The sequence below is a fragment of the Parazoarcus communis SWub3 = DSM 12120 genome (assembly GCF_003226565.1).
GTDB classification, from domain to species: Bacteria; Pseudomonadota; Gammaproteobacteria; order Burkholderiales; family Rhodocyclaceae; genus Parazoarcus; species Parazoarcus communis.
This window is the reverse complement of record NZ_QKOE01000003.1, coordinates 108,800-128,018: the sequence shown is the minus strand read 5'-3', so window position 1 is coordinate 128,018 and position 19,219 is coordinate 108,800. Positions and strand designations below refer to the sequence as shown.

Genomic DNA, 19,219 nt, shown 5'->3' with positions numbered 1-19,219 from the left:
GAGCGCTCATGCTCGAACAAGAATTCAATGCCCTCACCGCCGAGGGCTATAACCGCATCCCGGTCACACTCGAGACCTTTGCCGATCTCGACACCCCGCTGTCCATCTACCTGAAGCTCGCCAACGAGCCCTATACCTATCTGCTTGAGTCGGTGCAGGGCGGCGAGCGGTTTGGGCGTTACTCCTTCATCGGTCTTGCCTCCCCGACCCGGATCGAGGTCTATGGCCGTTCGGCGCTGCTGCTGACTGGCAACCGTCTGGTCGAGCGCCGTGACTATGGCGATCCGCTCAATTTTGTCGCCGAGTTCATGAACCGCATCAAGGTGCCGCCGCGTGAGCACTTGCCGCGCTTTGCCGGCGGTCTGGTCGGCTGCTTCGGCTACGACACCGTACGCTATATCGAACCCAAGCTGGCCAAGACGGACAAGCCTGACTCGCTGGGCACACCGGACATCCTGTTGTTGCTGTCGGAAGAAATCGCCATTGTCGATAATCTGACCGGCAAGCTGACGTTGGTGGTTTACGCCGAGCCGGAGGTGCCGGGGGCGTACAAGCGTGCGAAGAAGCGCCTGCAGGAGTTGCTCGGCCGCTTGCGTGCGCCGGTGCAGATCCCCACTGAATGTCGTAGCGCTTCGGTCGAGCCGGTTTCGAGCTTCGGCGAAGAGGCGTTCAAGGATGCCGTGCGCCGTGCAAAACAGTACATCGTTGACGGTGACATCATGCAGGTGGTGCTGTCGCAGCGCATGAGCAAGCCCTTCGCGGCGCATCCGATGGCGCTGTACCGGGCGATCCGCTCGCTCAACCCGTCGCCCTACATGTTCTATTTCAACTTCGAGGACTTCCACGTTGTCGGTGCCTCGCCGGAAATCCTGGTGCGCCTCGAGGACGATACGGTCACGGTGCGACCGATCGCCGGCACCCGCAAGCGTGGCGCCACAGTGGCGGAGGACCAGGCGCTCGAGACGGACCTGCTTGCCGATCAGAAGGAGTGTGCCGAGCACCTGCAGTTGCTCGACCTTGGCCGCAACGACGCCGGGCGGGTGTCCGAGACCGGCAGCGTGCGGGTGACCGAAAAATTCACCGTTGAGCGCTACTCGCATGTGATGCACATCGTGTCCAACGTCGAGGGCAAGCTCAAGGACGGCCTGAATGCGCTGGCGGTGTTGCGTGCCACGTTCCCGGCCGGCACCGTGTCCGGGGCGCCGAAGGTCCGGGCCATGGAAATCATCGACGAGCTCGAGCCGGTCAAACGTGGCATCTATGCGGGTGCGGCGGGCTACGTCGGCTTCCACGGCGACATGGACCTGGCGATCGCGATCCGTACCGCGGTACTCAAGGATGGTCAGATTCATGTCCAGGCGGGTGCAGGCATCGTGGCCGACTCCGACCCCGACGCCGAATGGCAGGAAACCCAGAACAAGGCGCGGGCCATGCTGCGGGCTGCAGAAATGGCCGAATCCGGCCTCGATACCCAAGCCTGAGGAGCGTGCCATGTTGCTGATGATCGATAACTACGACAGCTTTACCTACAATCTGGTGCAGTACTTCGGTGAGTTGGGTGCCAAGGTCAAGGTGTACCGCAACGACGAAATCACGCTGGAACAGATTGCTGCACTCAAGCCCGATCAACTGGTGGTCTCCCCTGGGCCCTGCTCGCCTGCCGAAGCCGGAATCTCGGTCGCAGCGATCCGCGAGTTCGCCGGCAAGCTGCCGATCCTCGGCGTCTGCCTGGGGCATCAGAGCATCGGTGCCGCATTTGGCGGGTGTATCGTGCATGCACAGCAGTTGATGCACGGCAAGACTTCGCCGGTGCATCACCTTGATGCTGGCGTGTTCCGCGGTCTGCCCAATCCACTGACTTGTACCCGCTACCACTCGCTTGCGATCGAGCGCGCGACGCTGCCGGATTGCCTGGAGGTGACCGCGTGGACCGAGGACGGTGAAATCATGGGGGTGCGGCACCGGACGCTCGATGTCGAGGGCGTACAGTTTCATCCCGAATCCATCCTTACCGAGCGCGGTCACGACCTGCTGCGCAATTTCCTGGAACGCAGCGCCGGCCTGCCGGTCGCAGCATGAGCAAGACGCAGGGAGCATCCATGACAATTACCGCGCAACAGGCCTTGCAACGCACCATCGAGCACCGCGAGATCTTCTACGACGAAATGCTGTCGTTGATGCGCCAGATCATGGCGGGGGAGGTCTCGCCGGTGATGACTGCGGCCATCCTGACCGGCTTGCGGGTCAAGAAGGAAACCATTGGCGAGATTACCGCGGCGGCCGAGGTGATGCGCGAACTGGCCACCAAGGTGCTTGTGCCGCCGCCCCACGATCATTTTGTCGACATTGTCGGCACGGGCGGTGACGGTTCGCATACTTTCAATATTTCTACCGCAACCATGTTCGTTGCGGCAGCGGCCGGCGCCCGCGTGGCCAAGCATGGCAACCGTGGCGTGTCATCCAAGTCGGGCAGTGCGGATGCGCTGGAGGCGCTTGGCGCCAACATCATGCTGACGCCGGAGCAGGTTGCCGCGAGTGTCGAGCAGTGCGGCATCGGTTTCATGTTCGCGCCCAATCACCACAGCGCGATGAAGAATGTGGCACCAGTGCGGCGTGAAATGGGCGTGCGCACCATCTTCAACATCCTTGGGCCGCTGACCAATCCGGCGGGGGCGCCCAATACCTTGCTTGGGGTGTTTCACCCCGACCTGGTCGGTATCCTGGTGCGGGTCATGGAGCGTCTCGGCGCCAACCATGTCCTGGTCGTGCATGGTCAGGACGGCATGGACGAGGTCAGTCTGGGGGCGGCGACCCTGGTCGGGGAGCTCAAGGACGGCAAGGTCAGCGAGTACGAGATCCATCCCGAAGATTTCGGTCTGGCCATGGTTGGCAGCCGCAATCTGCGGGTGGAAACGCCCGAGGAGTCACGTCAGGTGTTGATTGGCGCATTGGAGAATGTCGCCGGACCGGCGCGCGACATCGTGGTCTTCAACGCGGGCGTGGCCTTGTATGCGGCCAACCTGGTCGGCTCGATCGCGGCTGGCATCGAGCGTGCGCGCGAAATCGTCGCCAGCGGCGCGGCGCGTGCCAAACTTGACGAGTATGTGCGCTGCACGCAGCGACTCGGAGGCACGAAGTGAGCGATATCCTGCAGAAGATCTGCGCGGTGAAGGTCGAGGAAGTTGCGGCTGCACTTTCGCTCAAGCCACTTGCCCAAGTTCAGCGGGCGGCGCGCGAGCAAGCTCAGCCGCGCGATTTCGTGGGTGCCATCCGGGACAGGATTGCAGCGGGGAAGGCCGCGGTGATCTCCGAGATCAAGAAGGCCAGCCCGTCCAAGGGTGTGATCCGCGAGGACTTTCGCCCGGCCGATATCGCCAGGTCCTACGAGGCTGCCGGGGCGGCTTGCCTGTCGGTGCTGACCGACCGGCCATTCTTTCAGGGCGCACCGGAATACCTGCAGGCTGCACGGGCCGCATGCGGGCTGCCGGTGTTGCGCAAGGATTTCCTCGTTGATGCCTACCAGGTGTTCGAGGCGCGTGCGATGGGCGCCGATGCCATTCTGCTGATTGCTGCATGTCTCAGTCTCGAGCAGATGCGCGAGATGGAGGCGATCGCTGCTGAGCTCGGCATGGCGGTGCTGGTCGAGGTACATGACGGCGCAGAGCTTGAACTCGCACTGCAGCTACGGACGCCCCTGGTCGGGATCAACAATCGTAATCTGCGTACCTTTGAGGTTGCGCTGCAGACCACGCTGGATCTGCTGTCCGGCATTCCAGCTGATCGCATCGTGGTCACCGAATCGGGCATTCTGGCACCCCAGGATGTGGCGCTGATGCGGGGCCACGGCGTCAATGCCTTCCTGGTCGGCGAAGCCTTCATGCGTGTGCCGGAGCCGGGCGATGGGCTGAAAGCCCTGTTCGGTTGAGGCGATGACCGCGCACGCGGACGACGAGCGGATGCAGTCGGCCGTGGCTGGGCGGGGCTGGCGGCGCGCGTGGATCGGCGGGCTGGCGGTGCTGCTTCTGGCGCTCGGCTGGCTGGGCTGGTTGTTGGGGAGCGAAGCGGGTCTGCATGCCGCGCTGCGCGTCGCGGAGCGAGGAAGCGAGGGTGTGTTCCGCGTCGAGCGCGCACAGGGACGGCTTTGGGGGGCGCTGCAGCTCGATGGTGTGCATGTTCAAAGCGGCGATCTCAAGCTTGCTGTCAGCACGCTGACGCTGACGTGGCGTCCGTTGGACCTTCTGAAGGCGCGTCTGCATGTCGACCAGCTGATGCTGGGGCGGGTCGAGATCGTCCAGCGATCGGGTGCTGCCGATACCGGTCCCCCGGCAGTGCCCGCAAGCCTTGCGCTGCCGCTTGCCGTCGCGGTGGAGCGCCTGCACATTGCCAGCGTCGCGGTGGATACGGTTGCTGCGGACGAATCCTTACAGTTTCGCGCAGGCCGGGCAATGCAGCTGGAGGACATCGCCCTGTCCTACGCGGGCAACGACGAGCATCATCGTATCAATGCGTTGCAGTTGGGCTTGCCTTTCGGGCGCCTGGGGCTCAATGCTGAAATCAAGGCGATCGCGCCATTCCTGCTTCAGCTCGATGCGACGCTGGAGGGGTTGATCGATCCTTCACACCTGCCGGAGTCCGCTGCGTTTGACGAGCAGGCGCGAGCCTTTCGTGCGGTCATGGAGGCGACAGGACAGCTGTCGGATATCGAGATGACCTTGAGCGCCCACGCGCTTGGTCTGGAGGGAGAAGGCCGGGCCGGACTGACGCCGTTCGAAGCCATGCCCTTGCGCATGCTGGCGCTAAAGCTCGGTGAGGTCGATCCGTCGATGTTCGTACCTACGGCCCCCCGCGCGGCACTTGCGCTCGATGTTGCGCTGGGGCCAGACGGCCACGGGGGGCTGAGTGGGCCGCTGGGCTTGCACAACCGCGCGTCGATGTCACTGGATCGTGGTGGGCTGCCAATGGAACGTCTGACCGCGCAGATGCAACTCTCCCCGCGGTTTGTCCGTGTGGAAGACCTGCAGCTTGCGTTGGCGGGGGAGGGGCGCATTGCCGGGCGTTTGGCATGGCTTGCGGCAGATGCGGGACGGGTGGAGGATTGGGGGCGGGTGGACGCCCTGCTCGAGTTTGCGGGAATCAATCCTGCTGCGCTGGATAGTCGTCTGCCCGGTCAGCGTCTGGATGGCCAGATACGCGCTGATGCCGATGCCGGCGGGCAGCGGGCCGATGTCGCGTTGCAGGCCGGGCCGGCGAGGCTGGACGCACGTGCCGAGCTTTCCGCAGCTGAAGCCGATGGTGCTCGTCCATTCGCCATCGATGCCACACTGAAGGGGTTCGAACCGCGGCGTGTGCTCGCCGACGCGCCGGAGGCGCGTTTCAACCTCACGCTGGGCGGGCAGGGCAGGCTGGCCGAGCGGCTCTCCTTGTCGGCCCGCATCGATATTGTCGACAGCCATGTCGAGAGGCGTCCGCTGGTGGCCAGGGCCGCACTGACGATCGATGGCGAGCGGATCCACGATATCGATGCCAGGCTTGATCTGGCGGGAAATCAGCTTGAAGCGCGTGGCGCCTGGGGTCTGCCGGACGACCGCCTGATCCTGAAACTGGAGGCTCCTGCGCTGGCTGAACTCGGCCATGGGCTGGGCGGCCGGGCAGGCTTGCGCGCCGAACTCTCCGGTAGCGTAGATGAGCCGTCGGGGACGACGACCTTCTTTGCCGAGGGTTTGCGTCTGCCGGGCGATCTGCAGATCGATGGCCTCAATGGCGAAGGAATGCTGGCGGCCGGTGCCGAGGGTGATTTCCGCCTGGCGGTTGGTTTGAGCGGCTGGGGACCTACCGGCAAGCCCGCCTGGGTCGAGGCGGCTCATCTCAGTGCAGAGGGGCGTCGGGCGGCACACGACATTCGGCTGGAGGTGGTCGGGGCAGAAGATGCGGGATTGCATATCGCCTTGCAGGGTGGCCTGAGTACGCTGAGTGATCGAGCGTTGGCGTGGATCGGCCAGTTGCGCGTGCTGGAAACCGCAGGGCCGCTGCTTGCCCATCTCGAGGCCCCCGCCGGGCTCAGCGTATCGGCCGAGCGTGTGGAGCTGGCCGAAGCGGTGCTACGCAGTGGCGAGCGCGGCCGCATCCGTTTGCTCGAGACCTATTGGTCGCCAATGCGCAGCAGTGTGCGGGGAGACATGACTGGACTTTCTTTCGGGCTGGTGTCGCGCGCCGATGGCCGGCCGCGCCGAGGGCCAGGGCCGCTGGTGCTGGGTGCCGAGTGGGCTGTGAGCCTTGCTGATACCCTGGAAGGCGATGTACGCCTGTTTCGTGAGTCTGGCGACCTGGCGGTCACTGGAGAGATCCGGACACGGTTGGGGCTGGAGCATTTCGAGTCGCGTCTGGTGGCGCGGGAAAACCGGCTGGCCTTGTCCTTGGCTGCGCGTGGCGAGGAGTTGGGCGAGCTGTCGGGGACTGCGACGGCTCAGCTGCAAAAGGGTGAGGACGGTGGCTGGCAACTGGACCCCGATGCACCGCTCCTGGGCTCGGTGCGCCTGGCCATGCCATCGCTCGCGTGGGTCGGACGTCTGATGCGCGAGAACATCGAAACCGGTGGACGGCTCGATGCTGCGTTCTCGGTATCCGGAACGCCTGCTGCGCCGGTCAGCCGTGGCGAACTGCGTGGCGATGCCCTGCAACTGGCGCTCGTGGATCAGGGCCTGGTGTTGTCGGGCGGCACCTTGAGAGCGGATTTTGACGATGATCGCTTGATGTTGCGTGATCTCAGCTTCGTATCGGCCAATCGGGTGCGTCCGCGCGAGGGGCGTCTGCCAGTGGCTGCGCTGACCGCCACTGCAGGTCGGTTCGTGGCGAGCGGCGAGGTAGCGCTCGATAGTGGGGCGGGCGCGTTCCGGTTCGAAGCCGACCGCCTGCCTTTACTGCAGCGTAGCGATCGATGGATGATCCTGTCCGGACAAGGCCGTGCGCAGTCGAGCTGGAGTTCGCTGGATATCGATGGCGATTTTCGTGTCGATGCCGGCTATGTGGAGTTTGCCGAAACGCCGCCACCGAGTCTGTCCGACGATGTGGTGCTGCTTGGTCAGGAAAGCGTGTCGGCCGGTAGCTTTGGGTTGAGTGCGCGTATTGGGGTGGGGCTGGGCGAGGCCTTTTACCTGTCGGCCATGGGGGTGGAGACGCGACTGGCGGGTGGGTTGGAGTTGCGCCTTGCTCCGGGCGTGCCGTTGCGGGCGGTGGGTTCCGTGACGACGGTTGGTGGCAGCTATCGGGGCTATGGACAAAGTCTTTCAATCGAGCGTGGCGTGATCAATTTCCAGGGCGAGATCGACAATCCCGGGCTCAATATCGTGACCTTGCGCAAGGGGCTGGAAGTGGAGGCCGGGGTGGCAATTTCCGGTAGTGCCAGGCGACCGCAGGTGCGCCTGGTATCAGAGCCCGCAGTGCCTGACCCTGAGAAGCTGTCCTGGATCGTACTGGGGAGGGCGCCCGATGCTGGCGGAGGTGCGGATCTGGCCTTGTTGCTGCCGGCGGCCCAGGTCCTGCTGGGTGGGCCGGGAGGTGGCATGACCGAGGAGTTGTCTCGTAGTCTGGGTTTCGACAGCTTTTCCATCGGACAAGGGGAGCTCAACAGCCTGTCGCGGACGGCGACCAGCCGCGTGGTGGGTGGAGGATCTCGCATCAGCGCGGGCCCCACCGTGGCAGGGCAGGTGTTGACGGTGGGCAAGCGTCTGTCGTCCGATCTGTTCCTGTCGTTCGAGCAGAGTCTGGGTGGGGCTGAGTCGCTGGTGAAGCTGACCTATCAACTTGGTCGGCGAGTATCGATGGTGGCGCGAGGTGGTACGGACAATGCTTTGGATATTTACTACACCTTTTCCTTCCGTTGATCGGGTGCGTTGTCCGACGGACGGCTGGAATCAAGCATGGGTCGCGGTGTCATAGAAATGGAATATCCGGAACCTGTCAGGTGGCTGGATACCCGAACGCAGGACTTGTACGAGGAGTGACGATGAACGATTCAGTAGAACGCCCGAAACTCGAAACGGCCGTGTTGGGCGGGGGCTGTTTCTGGTGCCTGGAGGCGGTATTCCGTGAGGTCGAAGGCGTGCATTCGGTAACGTCCGGCTATGCGGGTGGTCATGTCGAGCATCCGGCCTATCGTCAGGTTTGCGAAGGCAGTACCGGGCATGCCGAGGTTGTGCGCGTCGAGTTCGATCCCGCTGTCTTGAGTTATCGCGATCTGCTGGAAATCTTTTTCGTCATCCACGACCCGACGACGCTCAATCGTCAGGGAAATGACATCGGCACCCAGTACCGTTCGGTGATCTTCGTCAGTGGCGACGAGCAACTGCACACTGCGCTGGCGCTGATCGAGGAACTGGGCGAGGCGCGCATCTATCCGCATGCGATCGTGACCCGGGTTGAGCGGGATGCGCCGTTCTGGCCGGCTGAGCCCGAGCATCACGACTACTACACGAACCACAGCGACCAGCCTTATTGCCAGTATGTGGTGGCGCCCAAGGTGTCCAAGTTCCGCGAGAAGTTTGCCGGACGCCGTCGCCGCGCCAGTTAGAATCGCGCTTTTCATTCAATCAGGAGAAACACATGACCCAGACCACCACCGCAAGCGGCCTGATCATCGAGGATATCGAAACCGGAACCGGTGAGGTGGCCGCCAGGGGGTTGATGGTGACCGTGCATTACACCGGATGGCTGACGGACGGAACCAAGTTTGATTCGAGCAAGGATCGCAACGATCCTTTCAACTTTCCGCTCGGCGCGGGACATGTGATCCGTGGCTGGGACGAGGGCGTTCAGGGCATGCAGGTGGGCGGCAAGCGCAAGCTGACGATCCCGCCGGCGCTGGGTTATGGTTCGCGTGGGGCAGGTGGTGTGATTCCGCCCAATGCCACCTTGGTGTTCGAAGTCGAACTGCTCAAGGTGCTGTAAGCACGCGAGGGGTATTGCCGGGGTTTGCCCAAGGTGAATCCCATGCTCTTACCGACCCGATCCCTTTCGCTGCGCCCCGATGTGAGCCGGGGTGAGACGCCATGAAACTTGATCAAACGCAACGCCATATCCTGACACTGTTGCAGAAGGACTCCACGCTGAGCACCCAGGCCCTGGCCGACAAGGTGGGTATGTCCGTATCTCCATGCTGGAGGCGGGTCAAGGAGATGGAGGACGCGGGAGTGATCCGGGGCTATGTCGCGCTGCTTGATCGAACCAAGGTCGGACTGGGTACCTGCGTCTGGGTCCGGGTCAAACTCAAGCAGCACAGCGTTGAAGTGCTTGATCGCTTTGAACAGGTCGTCAAAGGCTGCGACCAGGTGGTCGAGTGCTATGAATTACTGGGCGAAACCGATTGTCTGCTCAAGCTCTACCTGCCTGGCCTGGAGGCGCTGTCGGCGTTCATGCACGACTTCCTGCTGAAGATCCCGGAAATCGACGTGACCCACTCCAGCGTAGCCTTACGCGAAATCAAGAACGAAACCGCCCTGCCGCTCTGACCTGGCAGGGCAAGGTCCTCAGATGTTGTGCCAGAACACGAACAGCACGCCTAGTGGCGCGACATAGCGGCTCAGAAAGGTCCATAACTTGAATTCGTGTTGGCTCAGGCCGAGCTCCTGGCGCACACTGCCTTGCTCGAGTTTCCAGGCGGCAAACACGATTGCTCCTAGACCAGCCACCGGCAGCATGAACTTGCTGGTGACGTAGTCGAGCAGGTCAAAGATGTTCAGCCCGGCAAACTTGACGCCACTCCACAGGTTGAACGACAGCAGTGCGGCGATGCCCAGTGCCCAGATCGTGATGCTGGCGACCAAGGTGGCGCCGGCACGTCCCAGCGAGGTGCGTTCTTCGAGCAGTTCGACCACGGGTTCGAGCAGCGAAATCGACGAAGTCAATGCGGCGAACGTCAGCAGCAGGAAGAACAGTGCACCGAGCACGATGCCGCCAGTCATGTTGCCAAAGGCAATGGGTAGTGTGACAAAGATCAGGCCGGGCCCCGCCGAGGGGTCGAGGCCGTGGGCGATCACAATGGGAAAGATCGCAAGTCCCGCACACAGGGCAATAGCGGTATCCATCAGCACGACGGTGCGTGCCGTGCGCAACAGATTGACCTCCTGCCCGAGGTAGGAACCGTAGGCCATCATGATCCCCATTCCCAGCGATAGCGTGAAGAAGGCGTGGCCGAGTGCGGCCAGTAGCACCTGGCCGTCGAGCTTGCTCCAGTCCGGCTTGAACAGGTACTCGACAGCGGCGCCGAAGCTGCCCGTCGTGGTGCCATAGCCGACCAGCACCAGCAGGATCAGACCGAGTGCGGGCATCATGACCTTCGAACCGCGCTCGAGACCTCCTGAGACCCCCATCGCGACAACGATTGCAGTCAGGCTCATGAATGCCGTATGCCAGCCGAACAAGGTGCCGGGTGAAGCGAGGAAGGCCTCGAACGAAGCTCCGATCGCGTTTTTATCCAGGCCCGAGAAGGCGCCGGTCGCGGCGTCGAGCATGTAGGCCAGTGCCCAGCCCCCGATCACGCTATAGAAGGACAGGATCAGGAAGGCGCCCAGTATGCCGATGCCGCCGATCAGTGCCCAACTTCGATGATGGCCGTTCTGTTCCGCCAACTGCGCCATGGTGTTGATGGGGTTCTTCTGGCCTCGACGCCCGATCAGCCATTCGGAGACCAGGATGGGCAGGCCAATCAGCGCGATACAGACCAGATAGACCAGGACGAAGGCTGCTCCGCCGCTCTGCCCGACCATGTAGGGAAACTTCCAGATGTTGCCAAGTCCGACGGCCGAGCCGGTAGCCGCGAGCACGAAGCCCATCCGGGACGACCATTGTGCGTGCGCATGAGAACTCGTCATCTCATCGCTCCAGATAAACACGTTGAAGGGGGTCAGGACGATAGCAGCATCGGCCAGGTACGGATAGGGGCGCACACAGCGGCGCGACGCGATGATCGTATGAGCGGGAGCATAGGCGAAAAAAAGACCGCGAGCGATCGCGGTCTTTGTCCGGTCAGGCTGAAGGGATTCAGGCCTTGTTGACTTCCACCTGGGTCTCTACCTTCTGGCGCAGGCGGATGTGGAGTTCGCGCAACTGTTTTTCGTCGACCTCACCCGGTGCATTGGTCAGCAGACACTGCGCGCGCTGCGTCTTCGGGAAGGCGATGACGTCGCGGATCGATTCGGCACCCGCCATCATGGTGACCACACGATCCAGGCCGAAGGCCAGACCGCCGTGCGGGGGGGCGCCATACTTCAGTGCGTCGAGCAGGAAGCCGAACTTGATCTGCTGTTCCTCCGGGCCGATGTTGAGTGCATCGAACACCTGGGCCTGAACATCGGCACGGTGGATACGCACCGATCCACCGCCGATCTCCCATCCATTCAGGGCCAGATCGTAGGCCTTGGCCAGGCACTCGCCCGGGTTGGTCTTGAGCAACGCGATGTGCTCATCCTTCGGGCTCGTGAAGGGGTGGTGGCAGGCGGTCCAGCGCTTGTCGTCCTCGTCGTACTCGAACATCGGGAAGTCGACCACCCACAACGGACACCAGGCCTCACCGGTGACATAGCCCTTCTCGTGACCGAGCTTGATGCGCAGGGCACCCATGGCATCATTGACCACCTTGGTCTTGTCCGCACCAAAGAAGATCAGGTCGCCGGACTGGGCGCCAGTGCGCTCGAGAATGGTGCGCAGTGCGGTCTCGTGCAGATTCTTGACGATGGGCGATTGCAGGCCGGCCTCGTTAGGCTGGCTGGCGTCGTTGACCTTGATGTAGGCCAGGCCCTTGGCGCCGTAGATGCCGACGAACTTGGTGTATTCATCGATCTCGCCGCGGGTCAGGCTGGCGCCGCCGGGCACGCGCAGGGCCGCAACACGACCACCAGACGTGGCCGGGCCGGAGAACACCTTGAACGCGACATCCTGTACTGCATCGGTGACTTCAGTGAGCTCCAGGGTAACGCGCAGGTCCGGCTTGTCGGAGCCGTAGCGGCGCATGGCTTCTGCGTAGGTCATGCGCGGGAAGGGGCTGGGCAGGTCGGTGGCCAGCGCTTCCTTGAACACGAAGCGGATCATCTCTTCCATCAGCGCCGTGATTTCGGTCTCGTTCAGGAACGAGGTTTCGATATCGACTTGGGTGAATTCAGGCTGACGGTCGGCGCGCAGGTCTTCGTCACGGAAACACTTGGTGATCTGGTAGTAGCGGTCGAAGCCCGCCACCATCAGCAATTGCTTGAACAGCTGCGGCGACTGCGGCAGGGCAAAGAACTGACCAGGATGTACGCGGGAGGGCACCAGGTAGTCGCGCGCGCCTTCCGGTGTGCTCTTGGTCAGCATCGGGGTCTCGACATCGATGAAGCCGGCACCATCGAGGAAGCGGCGGAACGCCATCGCGACCTTGTAGCGCAGCATCAGGTTCTTCTGCATCTGCGGACGGCGAAGATCCACCACACGATGGGTCAGGCGGACATTTTCGGAGAGATTGTCTTCATCGAGCTGGAAAGGCGGCGTGACCGAAGCATTGAGGACTTCGATGTCGTGGCACAGGACCTCGATCTCACCCGAGGTCAGGTTGGCGTTCTCGGTACCGGCTGGTCGACGGCGCACCTTGCCCGAGAGCTTGAGGACGAATTCATTACGCACCGATTCCGCAACGGCGAACATCTCCGCGCGATCGGGGTCGCAAACCACCTGCACCAGGCCTTCGCGGTCGCGAAGATCGATGAAGATCACCCCACCGTGATCGCGGCGGCGATGGACCCAGCCGCAGAGGGTGACGATCTGATCGAGGTTGGCGGCGGTGACCTGGCCGCAGTACTGAGTTCGCATGGTGTGGATTCCGGCAGTTCAGGTGTGGCTCAAGGCCACACGGATTCAGTGAAGGATTACTCGTTGAGTAGCGCAGACCGTTCCGGCGGCTTGCGCGTTGGCGGGGCGACAACCCCCATCGAGATGATGTATTTCAGGGCTTCGTCCACGCTCATGTCGAGTTCGACGACATCTGCCTTGGGCATCATCAGGAAGAAGCCCGATGTCGGGTTTGGCGTGGTCGGCACATACACGCTGACGAAATCGCCCTCAAGATGATTGGCCGCATCACCACCAGGCTTGCCGGTCAGGAAGGCAATGGTCCACGAGCCGTGACGCGGGTATTGCACCAGTAGCGCCTTGCGAAAGGCTTGGCCGCTGCTGGAAAACAGGGTGTCTGAAACCTGCTTGACGCTGTAGTAGATCGATTTCACCACTGGGATGCGGGCGAGGATGGATTCCCACAGCTGAACGATCTTCTGTCCCAGCACATTGGCTGCAATCAGGCCGGTTGTCAGCACGATCAGGACACTGACCACCAGTCCGATGCCGGGAATGTCGATCCCGATCAGATCCCGTGGCTGAGAGCCATTGGGCAGCCACAGCAGGATCTGGTCGAGCGTATTGACGATCCAGGCCAGCACCATGAAGGTGATGGCCAGTGGAATCCAGATCAGCAGTCCGGTGATGAAGTACTTCTTCACGCCTGGTGTCGCAGTCCGTCGCTTCAGGACGGATGGCAGGCGCAACTGCCGCCGCATCCGGCAGCCGGTGCATCTGATGCGGCAGGCGTGGATGCGCTGCTGGTCGATGACTTGCTGCTGCCTTTGAAGTCGGTCGCGTACCAGCCGCTACCCTTGAGCTGGAAGCCTGCTGCCGACAGCAACTTGACGTAGCTGCCACTGCCACACGACGGGCAGGTGGACAGGGCGGCATCACTCATTTTCTGCAGATGTTCCTTCTGGAACCCGCAGCTCTCGCAACGATATTCGTAAATAGGCATGACAACCCCCGGAAAGGCAAGTGCGCAAGTCTAACGCAATGCAGCATAAGGAAAAAGCGGCGCTCGGTGCTTTGTCGCTGATTCCTTATCTGGGGGCTCTGTCACAGCGGTTCAAGACAGATTCCGTGTTTTCATCAGAAGCTGCCGAGGTAGCGCTGAGAGATCGCCTCGCCCCAGAACAGGGCAATGACACCGGCTGCAGCAAGGTAGGGGCCGAATGGAATGGGTACGTTGCGCCCATGACGTGCAAAGGCGATCAGCCCGACGCCAACCACCGCGCCAACGATTGAGGACAACAGGATGGTCAGTGGCAGCATCTGCCAGCCCAGCCAGGCGCCGATTGCGCCAAGTAGCTTGAAGTCGCCGTAGCCCATGCCTTCCTTGCCCGTGGCGAGCTTGAATCCCCAGAACACCAGCCAGAGTGCAAGGTAGCCTGCCATCGCACCGATCACTGCAGCGGGAAGGTCGGTGAAGGTGCTGGCCAGGTTGAAGGCAAGCCCGGCCCAGATCAGCGGCAGGGTGATGTCGTCTGGCAGCAGCTGGGTATCCAGGTCAATGAAAGTCAGTGCAACCATGGCCCACAGGAAGAGCAGCGCCCCGGCGGTGGCGAGACCGAAGCCGAAGTGCCAGGCCGCGTAGCCGGACAGCGCAGCAGTGAGGGCCTCCACGACCGGGTAGCGTTGACTGATCGGGGCGCTGCAGTGTCTGCAACGTCCGCGCAGGATCAGGTAGCTGACCACCGGAATGTTTTCGATGGCGGAGATGGGATGGGCACAGTGTGGGCAACGCGAGCGTGGCGTGGCGAGGTTGAAGCGCTCGGTTGCCGGTGCCGGCTCGCCACGTAGTTCGGCAGCCTGTGTGGCCCACTCCTGCTCCATCATCTTGGGCAGGCGATGGATGACGACGTTCAGGAAGCTGCCGACGAAGAGGCCGATCAGGGTCATGAGCGGCACAAAGGCGACCGGGTCGCGGAAGAGTTCTGACATGGTTTTGGGTTCGGATCCCCGGGGCAGGGCCCCGGGGGCAGGATCAGACGACCGAGCCGAGCTTGAAGATCGGCAAATACATGGCGACAACCAGGCCGCCGATGACGACGCCGAGGAAGACCATGATGATGGGTTCGAGCAGCGTGGACAGGCCAGCCACTGCATCATCGACCTCCTGTTCGAAGAAGTCGGCAACTTTGCTCAACATGCCGTCCAGTTGGCCGGACTCTTCACCGATGGAGACCATTTGTACCACCATGGTGGGGAAAACGTTGGCGTTCTGCATGGCAACGGTCAGGCTGGTGCCCGTACTGACTTCACTCTGGATGGAGCGAGTTGCAGTCAGGTAAACGTAGTTGCCGGATGCACCCCCCACCGAATCGAGCGCCTCGACCAGGGGGACGCCCGCCGCGAACATCGTGGAGAGGGTACGCGCCCAGCGCGCCACTGTGGCCTTGCGGATGATGTCTCCCACCACTGGCAGCTTGAGCACGGCGCGGTCTACCGCAATCTGCATGGCTGGAGATCGTTTGTACATGAAACTGATGCCCAATACTGTACCGATGACGATGCCGAACATCAGGTACCAGTATTCGACGAAGAAGTCCGACATCGCGATCACCATCAGCGTCGGTGCCGGCAGATCGGCGCCGAAACTGGTGAAGACGTTCTTGAACTCCGGAATGACGAACAGCATCATCACCGCAACCACCAGGGTGGCAACGACGACCACCGCGATCGGGTAGAACAGTGCCGACTTGATCTTGCTCTTGATGGCGAGGATCTTTTCCTTGTAAGTCGCGATCCGGTCGAGCAGGTTGTCCAGGATACCGGCCTGCTCACCTGCGGCCACCAGGTTGCAGAACAGCTTGTCGAAGTACACCGGATGCTTGCTGAAGGCCTGCGACAGGTTGGAGCCCGTTTCCACGTCAGTCCGGACCTCGTTGAGCAGGCGGGCAAGACTGGGGTTGCCAGACCCTTTGATGCCAATGTCGAAGGCCTGCAGTAGCGGTACGCCAGACTTCATCATGGTTGCCAGTTGACGGGTGAACAGGGCGATGTCCTTCTCCGAGATCTTGTGACCTCGGGACATCTTCTGTTTCTTGACCTTCAGCACCTGAATGCCCTGGCGGCGCAGTGTGGCCTGGACCAAGGCTTCGCCCGAACTGCGCATCTCGCCGCGCACGATCTTGCCGGTCTTGTCCTTGCCTTCCCAATTGTAGAGATCTTCCTTCGTGCCCGCCGGCGGGCGGCGAGGAGCGGTACGGGATGCTGTCGCCATGAATGGATCTTCCTGTGCGTATCTTGTTTTATTCGTTGGTGGTGGCCAGGACCTCTTCAAGCGAGGTTACTCCCTGACGTACCTTGAGCAGACCGGACTTGCGCAGGTCGGAGACGCCTTCACGTTCGGCCTGTGCAGCAATGTCCATCGAGTTTCCATTTGTCATGATTATATGGGCAATTTCTTCCGAGACGGGCATGACTTGATAGATGCCCACCCGTCCCTTGTAGCCACTGCCTTTGCAGCGCTCGCAGCCCACCGGGCCATAGGGTTGCCAGGATCCATCGAGGTCTTCCTCACTGAATCCCGCTTGCAGCAGCGCTTCGATGGGGATCTCCACCGGTTTCTTGCAGGTGCAAAGACGCCTTGCAAGGCGCTGTGCGGTAATCATGATGACCGAGGAGGCGATATTGAATGGCGCCACGCCCATGTTCTTGAGACGCTCGAGCGTCGAGGGGGCGTCGTTGGTGTGCAGAGTGGAGAGTACCAGATGGCCGGTCTGTGCCGCTTTGACGGAGATCTCGGCGGTTTCCAGATCGCGGATTTCGCCCACCATGATGACGTCCGGATCCTGACGCAGGAAGGCACGCAGCGACGCGGCGAAGGTCAGTCCGGCCTTCTCGTTGACGTTGACCTGGTTGATGCCGGGCAGATTGATTTCCGCAGGATCCTCAGCGGTGGAGATGTTTACGCCGGCCTTGTTCAGCATGTTCAGACAGGTGTACAACGAAACCGTCTTGCCTGAGCCGGTCGGGCCGGTGACCAGGATCATGCCGTAGGGGCGTTCGATGGCCTCGAGCAGGGCTTTCTTCTGCTCGGGTTCATAACCGAGTGCGTCAACCCCCAGCATGGCCGAGCTGGGGTCAAGGATCCGCATGACGATCTTCTCGCCATGCAGCGTCGGTAGCGACGAGACACGAAAGTCGATGGCCTTGTTCTTGGAAAGGACCAATTTCATCCGGCCATCTTGTGGAACCCGCTTCTCCGAGATATCCAGGCGCGAAATGACCTTGATCCGGGCTGCGATCTTTTCCTTGAGGACCAGCGGCGGCTGAGCGATCTCTCGCAAGACGCCGTCCGTCCGGACGCGGATGCGGTAATACTTTTCGTAAGGTTCGAAATGAATGTCCGAGGCGCCCTCATTGATGGCGTCGATCAGGACTTTCTGGATGAATTTGACAACGGGGGCGTCGTCGACTTCGTTACTGCTGTCTTCGCTTGTCTGTTCGGCTGGACCGTCCTGCTGCAGCAGGTCCATGTCGAAGTCTTCGCCGGTCAGGTCCTGTAGCGACTGCTGGGCGGACTCTCCGAGTGATTCGGCGAGTTTGCCGAGTTTGTCCACTTCGACGATGACCAGATCGAGTTGCAATCCGGTCTGGAAACGGATCTCGTCGAGTGCCCGCATGTTCGACGGGTCCGCAACCGCCAGCGTCAGGCGGTTCTGTCGCTTCCCCAGTGCGACGACCTGATGCTTGAGCATCAGCTTACGGTCGATCGCTTCACGCGGGACCACGCTGCGGTCGATTGCACTGATGTCGAACAGTGGGTAGCCGAAGGTTTCTGCTGCAAACCGGGCGACATCCCTGGGTTTGAGCAGACTGCGCTGGACTGCTTCGTACAGGAAGGCATTGGCGACGCCGTTCCCGCCCTGTGAACAGGAGATTGCGTCGGCTTCGGTCAGCCGACCGTTCTGGATGAGTGCCCGGGCGAGTCCGCTGAGCGCGGCCTGAGGGTTTGCTGCCATTTCCCGCTCATGAATCACCTGGCTGAAAGTCAGGTGTGCCTAGTTAAGTGACATTCGATGTTGCACGCCGCGTTCCGGCTTGTAAAGCCCCGGGCCTGAGAACATCAGGGTTTTTGCGTGGAAATTGCGCGGGGCTGGAACAGCCGGGCCGTCTTTACGCGTCGATCCTGGGTTTGCACGACCTCGATCGGGGTGTCGGCAATGCGGACCGACAGTCCTGTTTCGGGGATGTCCTGCAGGTATTCGATGAGCAGCCCGTTCAAGGTCTTGGGCCCGTCGACCGGCAACTCAAGACTCAGTTGCCGGTTCAGGTCCCGCAGGTTGGTTCCGCCGTCCACGGTCACGCTGCCGTCTTCGCCCCATTGCAGGCGACGGGTCGACTCGGGGGTGTCGGTGGTGAACTTGCCGATCAACTCCTCGATGATGTCCTCCAGTGTGACCAGGCCGAGCATCTCGCCGTATTCATCCACAACGAGCGCAAGGCGCTGGCGGTTTTCCTGAAAGAACCGGATCTGCGAGTAAAGCGGGGTGTCGGCCGGGATGAAGTAGGGCTTTTGCATCAGCTCGCGAATCTGCTCGGCGCTGAGTTCGTCCTGAAGCACATGACCCAGCAGTCTGCGCAAGTGCAGCACACCGATGACCTGTTCGCTATCGCCGTCGTGGACCGGCAGGCGGGTGTGGTAGCTGGTGGCGATACGTTCGCGCAGCTCATCCACTGGGGCGGACAGATCGAGGCCCTCGATTGAGCCACGTGGGGTCATCACGTCCTCGACCGTGATGTTCTCCAGGTCGAACAGATTGACGAGGATGCTGCGGTGCGTCTGTGGGATGTACTGCCCCGATTCCAGCACCATGGAGCGTAGCTCTTCGGTGGAAAGGGCGCCGCTCTTGCCTTCCTCGTTTGGCTGAAGGCGCAGCAGCCTGAGCAGGCCACTGGAAAACAGATTGATGAACCACACCACCGAGTAGAACACGCGCAACAGGAAGGCCAGCGGATAGCTGACAACCACGGCCAGCCTGTCCGCGTGGTGTGCACCGATGACCTTGGGGGTGATCTCCGAGAACACCAGGATCATGAAGGTTATCGTCAGCGTCGCGGCGCCGAGCGCCCACCGATCGTCGCCGAACAACTCCATGGTGATGACGCTGACCAGTGTTGCCGCTGCCGTGTTGACCAGATTGTTGAACAGCAGGATGACGCCAAGCAGTCGGTCGGTCTTGTTCAACAGGTCCAAAGCAAGCCGCGCGCCACGGTGGCCCTGGGCTGCGCGTGAGCGCAGACGATAGCGGTTTGCCGCCATCATGACCGTTTCAGACATGGAGAACATGCCCGAGAGCACAAGCAATACAACCAGAGCGCCGAATTGTGCCGTTAGGCCGATGTCTGACAC

General features: G+C 61.9%; 16 protein-coding genes. 8 read left to right on the top strand and 8 right to left on the bottom strand.

Annotated features, from left to right (window positions below; all coding sequences use genetic code 11):
• The first annotated feature begins 8 nt into the window (after positions 1-8).
• The 8 genes from trpE (at position 9) to DNK49_RS06000 (ending at position 9,503) form a co-directional block, all read left to right on the top strand.
• Positions 9-1,481, top strand: coding sequence for an anthranilate synthase component I (trpE, locus tag DNK49_RS06035; protein ID WP_110523435.1), 1,473 nt, complete (start codon positions 9-11; stop codon positions 1,479-1,481).
• Between the two features lie 10 nt (positions 1,482-1,491).
• Complete coding sequence (locus tag DNK49_RS06030) at positions 1,492-2,079, top strand: aminodeoxychorismate/anthranilate synthase component II (RefSeq protein ID WP_110523434.1); 588 nt, start codon at positions 1,492-1,494, stop codon at positions 2,077-2,079.
• 20 nt (positions 2,080-2,099) lie between these two features.
• Positions 2,100-3,140 carry an anthranilate phosphoribosyltransferase gene (gene trpD / locus DNK49_RS06025; protein ID WP_110523628.1) on the top strand — a complete coding sequence of 347 codons (1,041 nt, stop codon included), beginning with the start codon at positions 2,100-2,102 and terminating at the stop codon, positions 3,138-3,140.
• The gene (gene trpC / locus DNK49_RS06020) at positions 3,137-3,925 is read left to right on the top strand and encodes an indole-3-glycerol phosphate synthase TrpC (RefSeq protein ID WP_110523433.1); all 789 of its coding nucleotides are present in this window, start codon (positions 3,137-3,139) and stop codon (positions 3,923-3,925) included. The genes trpD and trpC overlap by 4 nt, the downstream gene beginning before the upstream one ends.
• A 4-nt stretch (positions 3,926-3,929) precedes the next feature.
• Positions 3,930-7,880: a translocation/assembly module TamB domain-containing protein gene (locus DNK49_RS06015; protein WP_243632252.1), complete on the top strand. Its 3,951-nt coding sequence runs from the start codon at positions 3,930-3,932 to the stop codon at positions 7,878-7,880.
• Between the two features lie 122 nt (positions 7,881-8,002).
• Entirely contained in the window at positions 8,003-8,566 is a 564-nt protein-coding gene (gene msrA / locus DNK49_RS06010) for a peptide-methionine (S)-S-oxide reductase MsrA (protein ID WP_110523432.1), read from the top strand.
• A gap of 32 nt (positions 8,567-8,598) precedes the next feature.
• A complete protein-coding gene (locus tag DNK49_RS06005; protein ID WP_110523431.1) occupies positions 8,599-8,943 on the top strand; it encodes an FKBP-type peptidyl-prolyl cis-trans isomerase in 345 nt (114 codons plus the stop codon).
• Positions 8,944-9,044: 101 nt separating this feature from the next.
• Positions 9,045-9,503, top strand: coding sequence for an Lrp/AsnC family transcriptional regulator (locus DNK49_RS06000; RefSeq protein ID WP_110523430.1), 459 nt, complete (start codon positions 9,045-9,047; stop codon positions 9,501-9,503).
• Between the two features lie 18 nt (positions 9,504-9,521).
• Here the strand turns inward: DNK49_RS06000 and DNK49_RS05995 are convergent, their stop codons facing one another.
• The 8 genes from DNK49_RS05995 to DNK49_RS05960 all read right to left on the bottom strand — a co-directional run bounded on the left by DNK49_RS05995 (position 9,522) and on the right by DNK49_RS05960 (position 19,219).
• Complete coding sequence (locus DNK49_RS05995; RefSeq protein WP_110523429.1) at positions 9,522-10,865, bottom strand: sodium-dependent transporter; 1,344 nt, start codon at positions 10,863-10,865, stop codon at positions 9,522-9,524.
• A 169-nt stretch (positions 10,866-11,034) separates the two neighbouring features.
• A complete protein-coding gene (gene aspS / locus DNK49_RS05990) occupies positions 11,035-12,834 on the bottom strand; it encodes an aspartate--tRNA ligase (protein ID WP_110523428.1) in 1,800 nt (599 codons plus the stop codon).
• 56 nt (positions 12,835-12,890) lie between these two features.
• Positions 12,891-13,517 carry a DUF502 domain-containing protein gene (locus DNK49_RS05985; RefSeq protein ID WP_110523427.1) on the bottom strand — a complete coding sequence of 209 codons (627 nt, stop codon included), beginning with the start codon at positions 13,515-13,517 and terminating at the stop codon, positions 12,891-12,893.
• Positions 13,518-13,540: 23 nt separating this feature from the next.
• Complete coding sequence (locus DNK49_RS05980; protein ID WP_110523426.1) at positions 13,541-13,816, bottom strand: FmdB family zinc ribbon protein; 276 nt, start codon at positions 13,814-13,816, stop codon at positions 13,541-13,543.
• 134 nt (positions 13,817-13,950) lie between these two features.
• Positions 13,951-14,802 carry a prepilin peptidase gene (locus DNK49_RS05975; protein ID WP_110523425.1) on the bottom strand — a complete coding sequence of 284 codons (852 nt, stop codon included), beginning with the start codon at positions 14,800-14,802 and terminating at the stop codon, positions 13,951-13,953.
• A 43-nt stretch (positions 14,803-14,845) separates the two neighbouring features.
• Positions 14,846-16,084, bottom strand: a complete 1,239-nt coding sequence (locus DNK49_RS05970; RefSeq protein ID WP_110523424.1) for a type II secretion system F family protein — start codon at positions 16,082-16,084, stop codon at positions 14,846-14,848.
• A gap of 28 nt (positions 16,085-16,112) precedes the next feature.
• Positions 16,113-17,828 carry a type IV-A pilus assembly ATPase PilB gene (pilB, locus tag DNK49_RS05965; protein WP_110523423.1) on the bottom strand — a complete coding sequence of 572 codons (1,716 nt, stop codon included), beginning with the start codon at positions 17,826-17,828 and terminating at the stop codon, positions 16,113-16,115.
• Between the two features lie 104 nt (positions 17,829-17,932).
• Entirely contained in the window at positions 17,933-19,219 is a 1,287-nt protein-coding gene (locus DNK49_RS05960) for an HlyC/CorC family transporter (RefSeq protein ID WP_110523422.1), read from the bottom strand.

Bases quoted from the DNA above. Each gene is read 5' to 3' on its own strand.
- trpE (WP_110523435.1), top strand. From the start codon at position 9: ATGCTCGAACAAGAATTCAATGCCCTCACCGCCGAGGGCTATAACCGC.
- DNK49_RS06030 (WP_110523434.1), top strand. From the start codon at position 1,492: ATGTTGCTGATGATCGATAACTACGACAGCTTTACCTACAATCTGGTG.
- trpD (WP_110523628.1), top strand. From the start codon at position 2,100: ATGACAATTACCGCGCAACAGGCCTTGCAACGCACCATCGAGCACCGC.
- DNK49_RS06015 (WP_243632252.1), top strand. From the start codon at position 3,930: ATGACCGCGCACGCGGACGACGAGCGGATGCAGTCGGCCGTGGCTGGG.
- msrA (WP_110523432.1), top strand. From the start codon at position 8,003: ATGAACGATTCAGTAGAACGCCCGAAACTCGAAACGGCCGTGTTGGGC.
- DNK49_RS06005 (WP_110523431.1), top strand. From the start codon at position 8,599: ATGACCCAGACCACCACCGCAAGCGGCCTGATCATCGAGGATATCGAA.
- DNK49_RS06000 (WP_110523430.1), top strand. From the start codon at position 9,045: ATGAAACTTGATCAAACGCAACGCCATATCCTGACACTGTTGCAGAAG.
- DNK49_RS05995 (WP_110523429.1), bottom strand. From the start codon at position 10,865: ATGACGAGTTCTCATGCGCACGCACAATGGTCGTCCCGGATGGGCTTC.
- aspS (WP_110523428.1), bottom strand. From the start codon at position 12,834: ATGCGAACTCAGTACTGCGGCCAGGTCACCGCCGCCAACCTCGATCAG.
- DNK49_RS05980 (WP_110523426.1), bottom strand. From the start codon at position 13,816: ATGCCTATTTACGAATATCGTTGCGAGAGCTGCGGGTTCCAGAAGGAA.
- DNK49_RS05975 (WP_110523425.1), bottom strand. From the start codon at position 14,802: ATGTCAGAACTCTTCCGCGACCCGGTCGCCTTTGTGCCGCTCATGACC.
- DNK49_RS05970 (WP_110523424.1), bottom strand. From the start codon at position 16,084: ATGGCGACAGCATCCCGTACCGCTCCTCGCCGCCCGCCGGCGGGCACG.
- pilB (WP_110523423.1), bottom strand. From the start codon at position 17,828: ATGGCAGCAAACCCTCAGGCCGCGCTCAGCGGACTCGCCCGGGCACTC.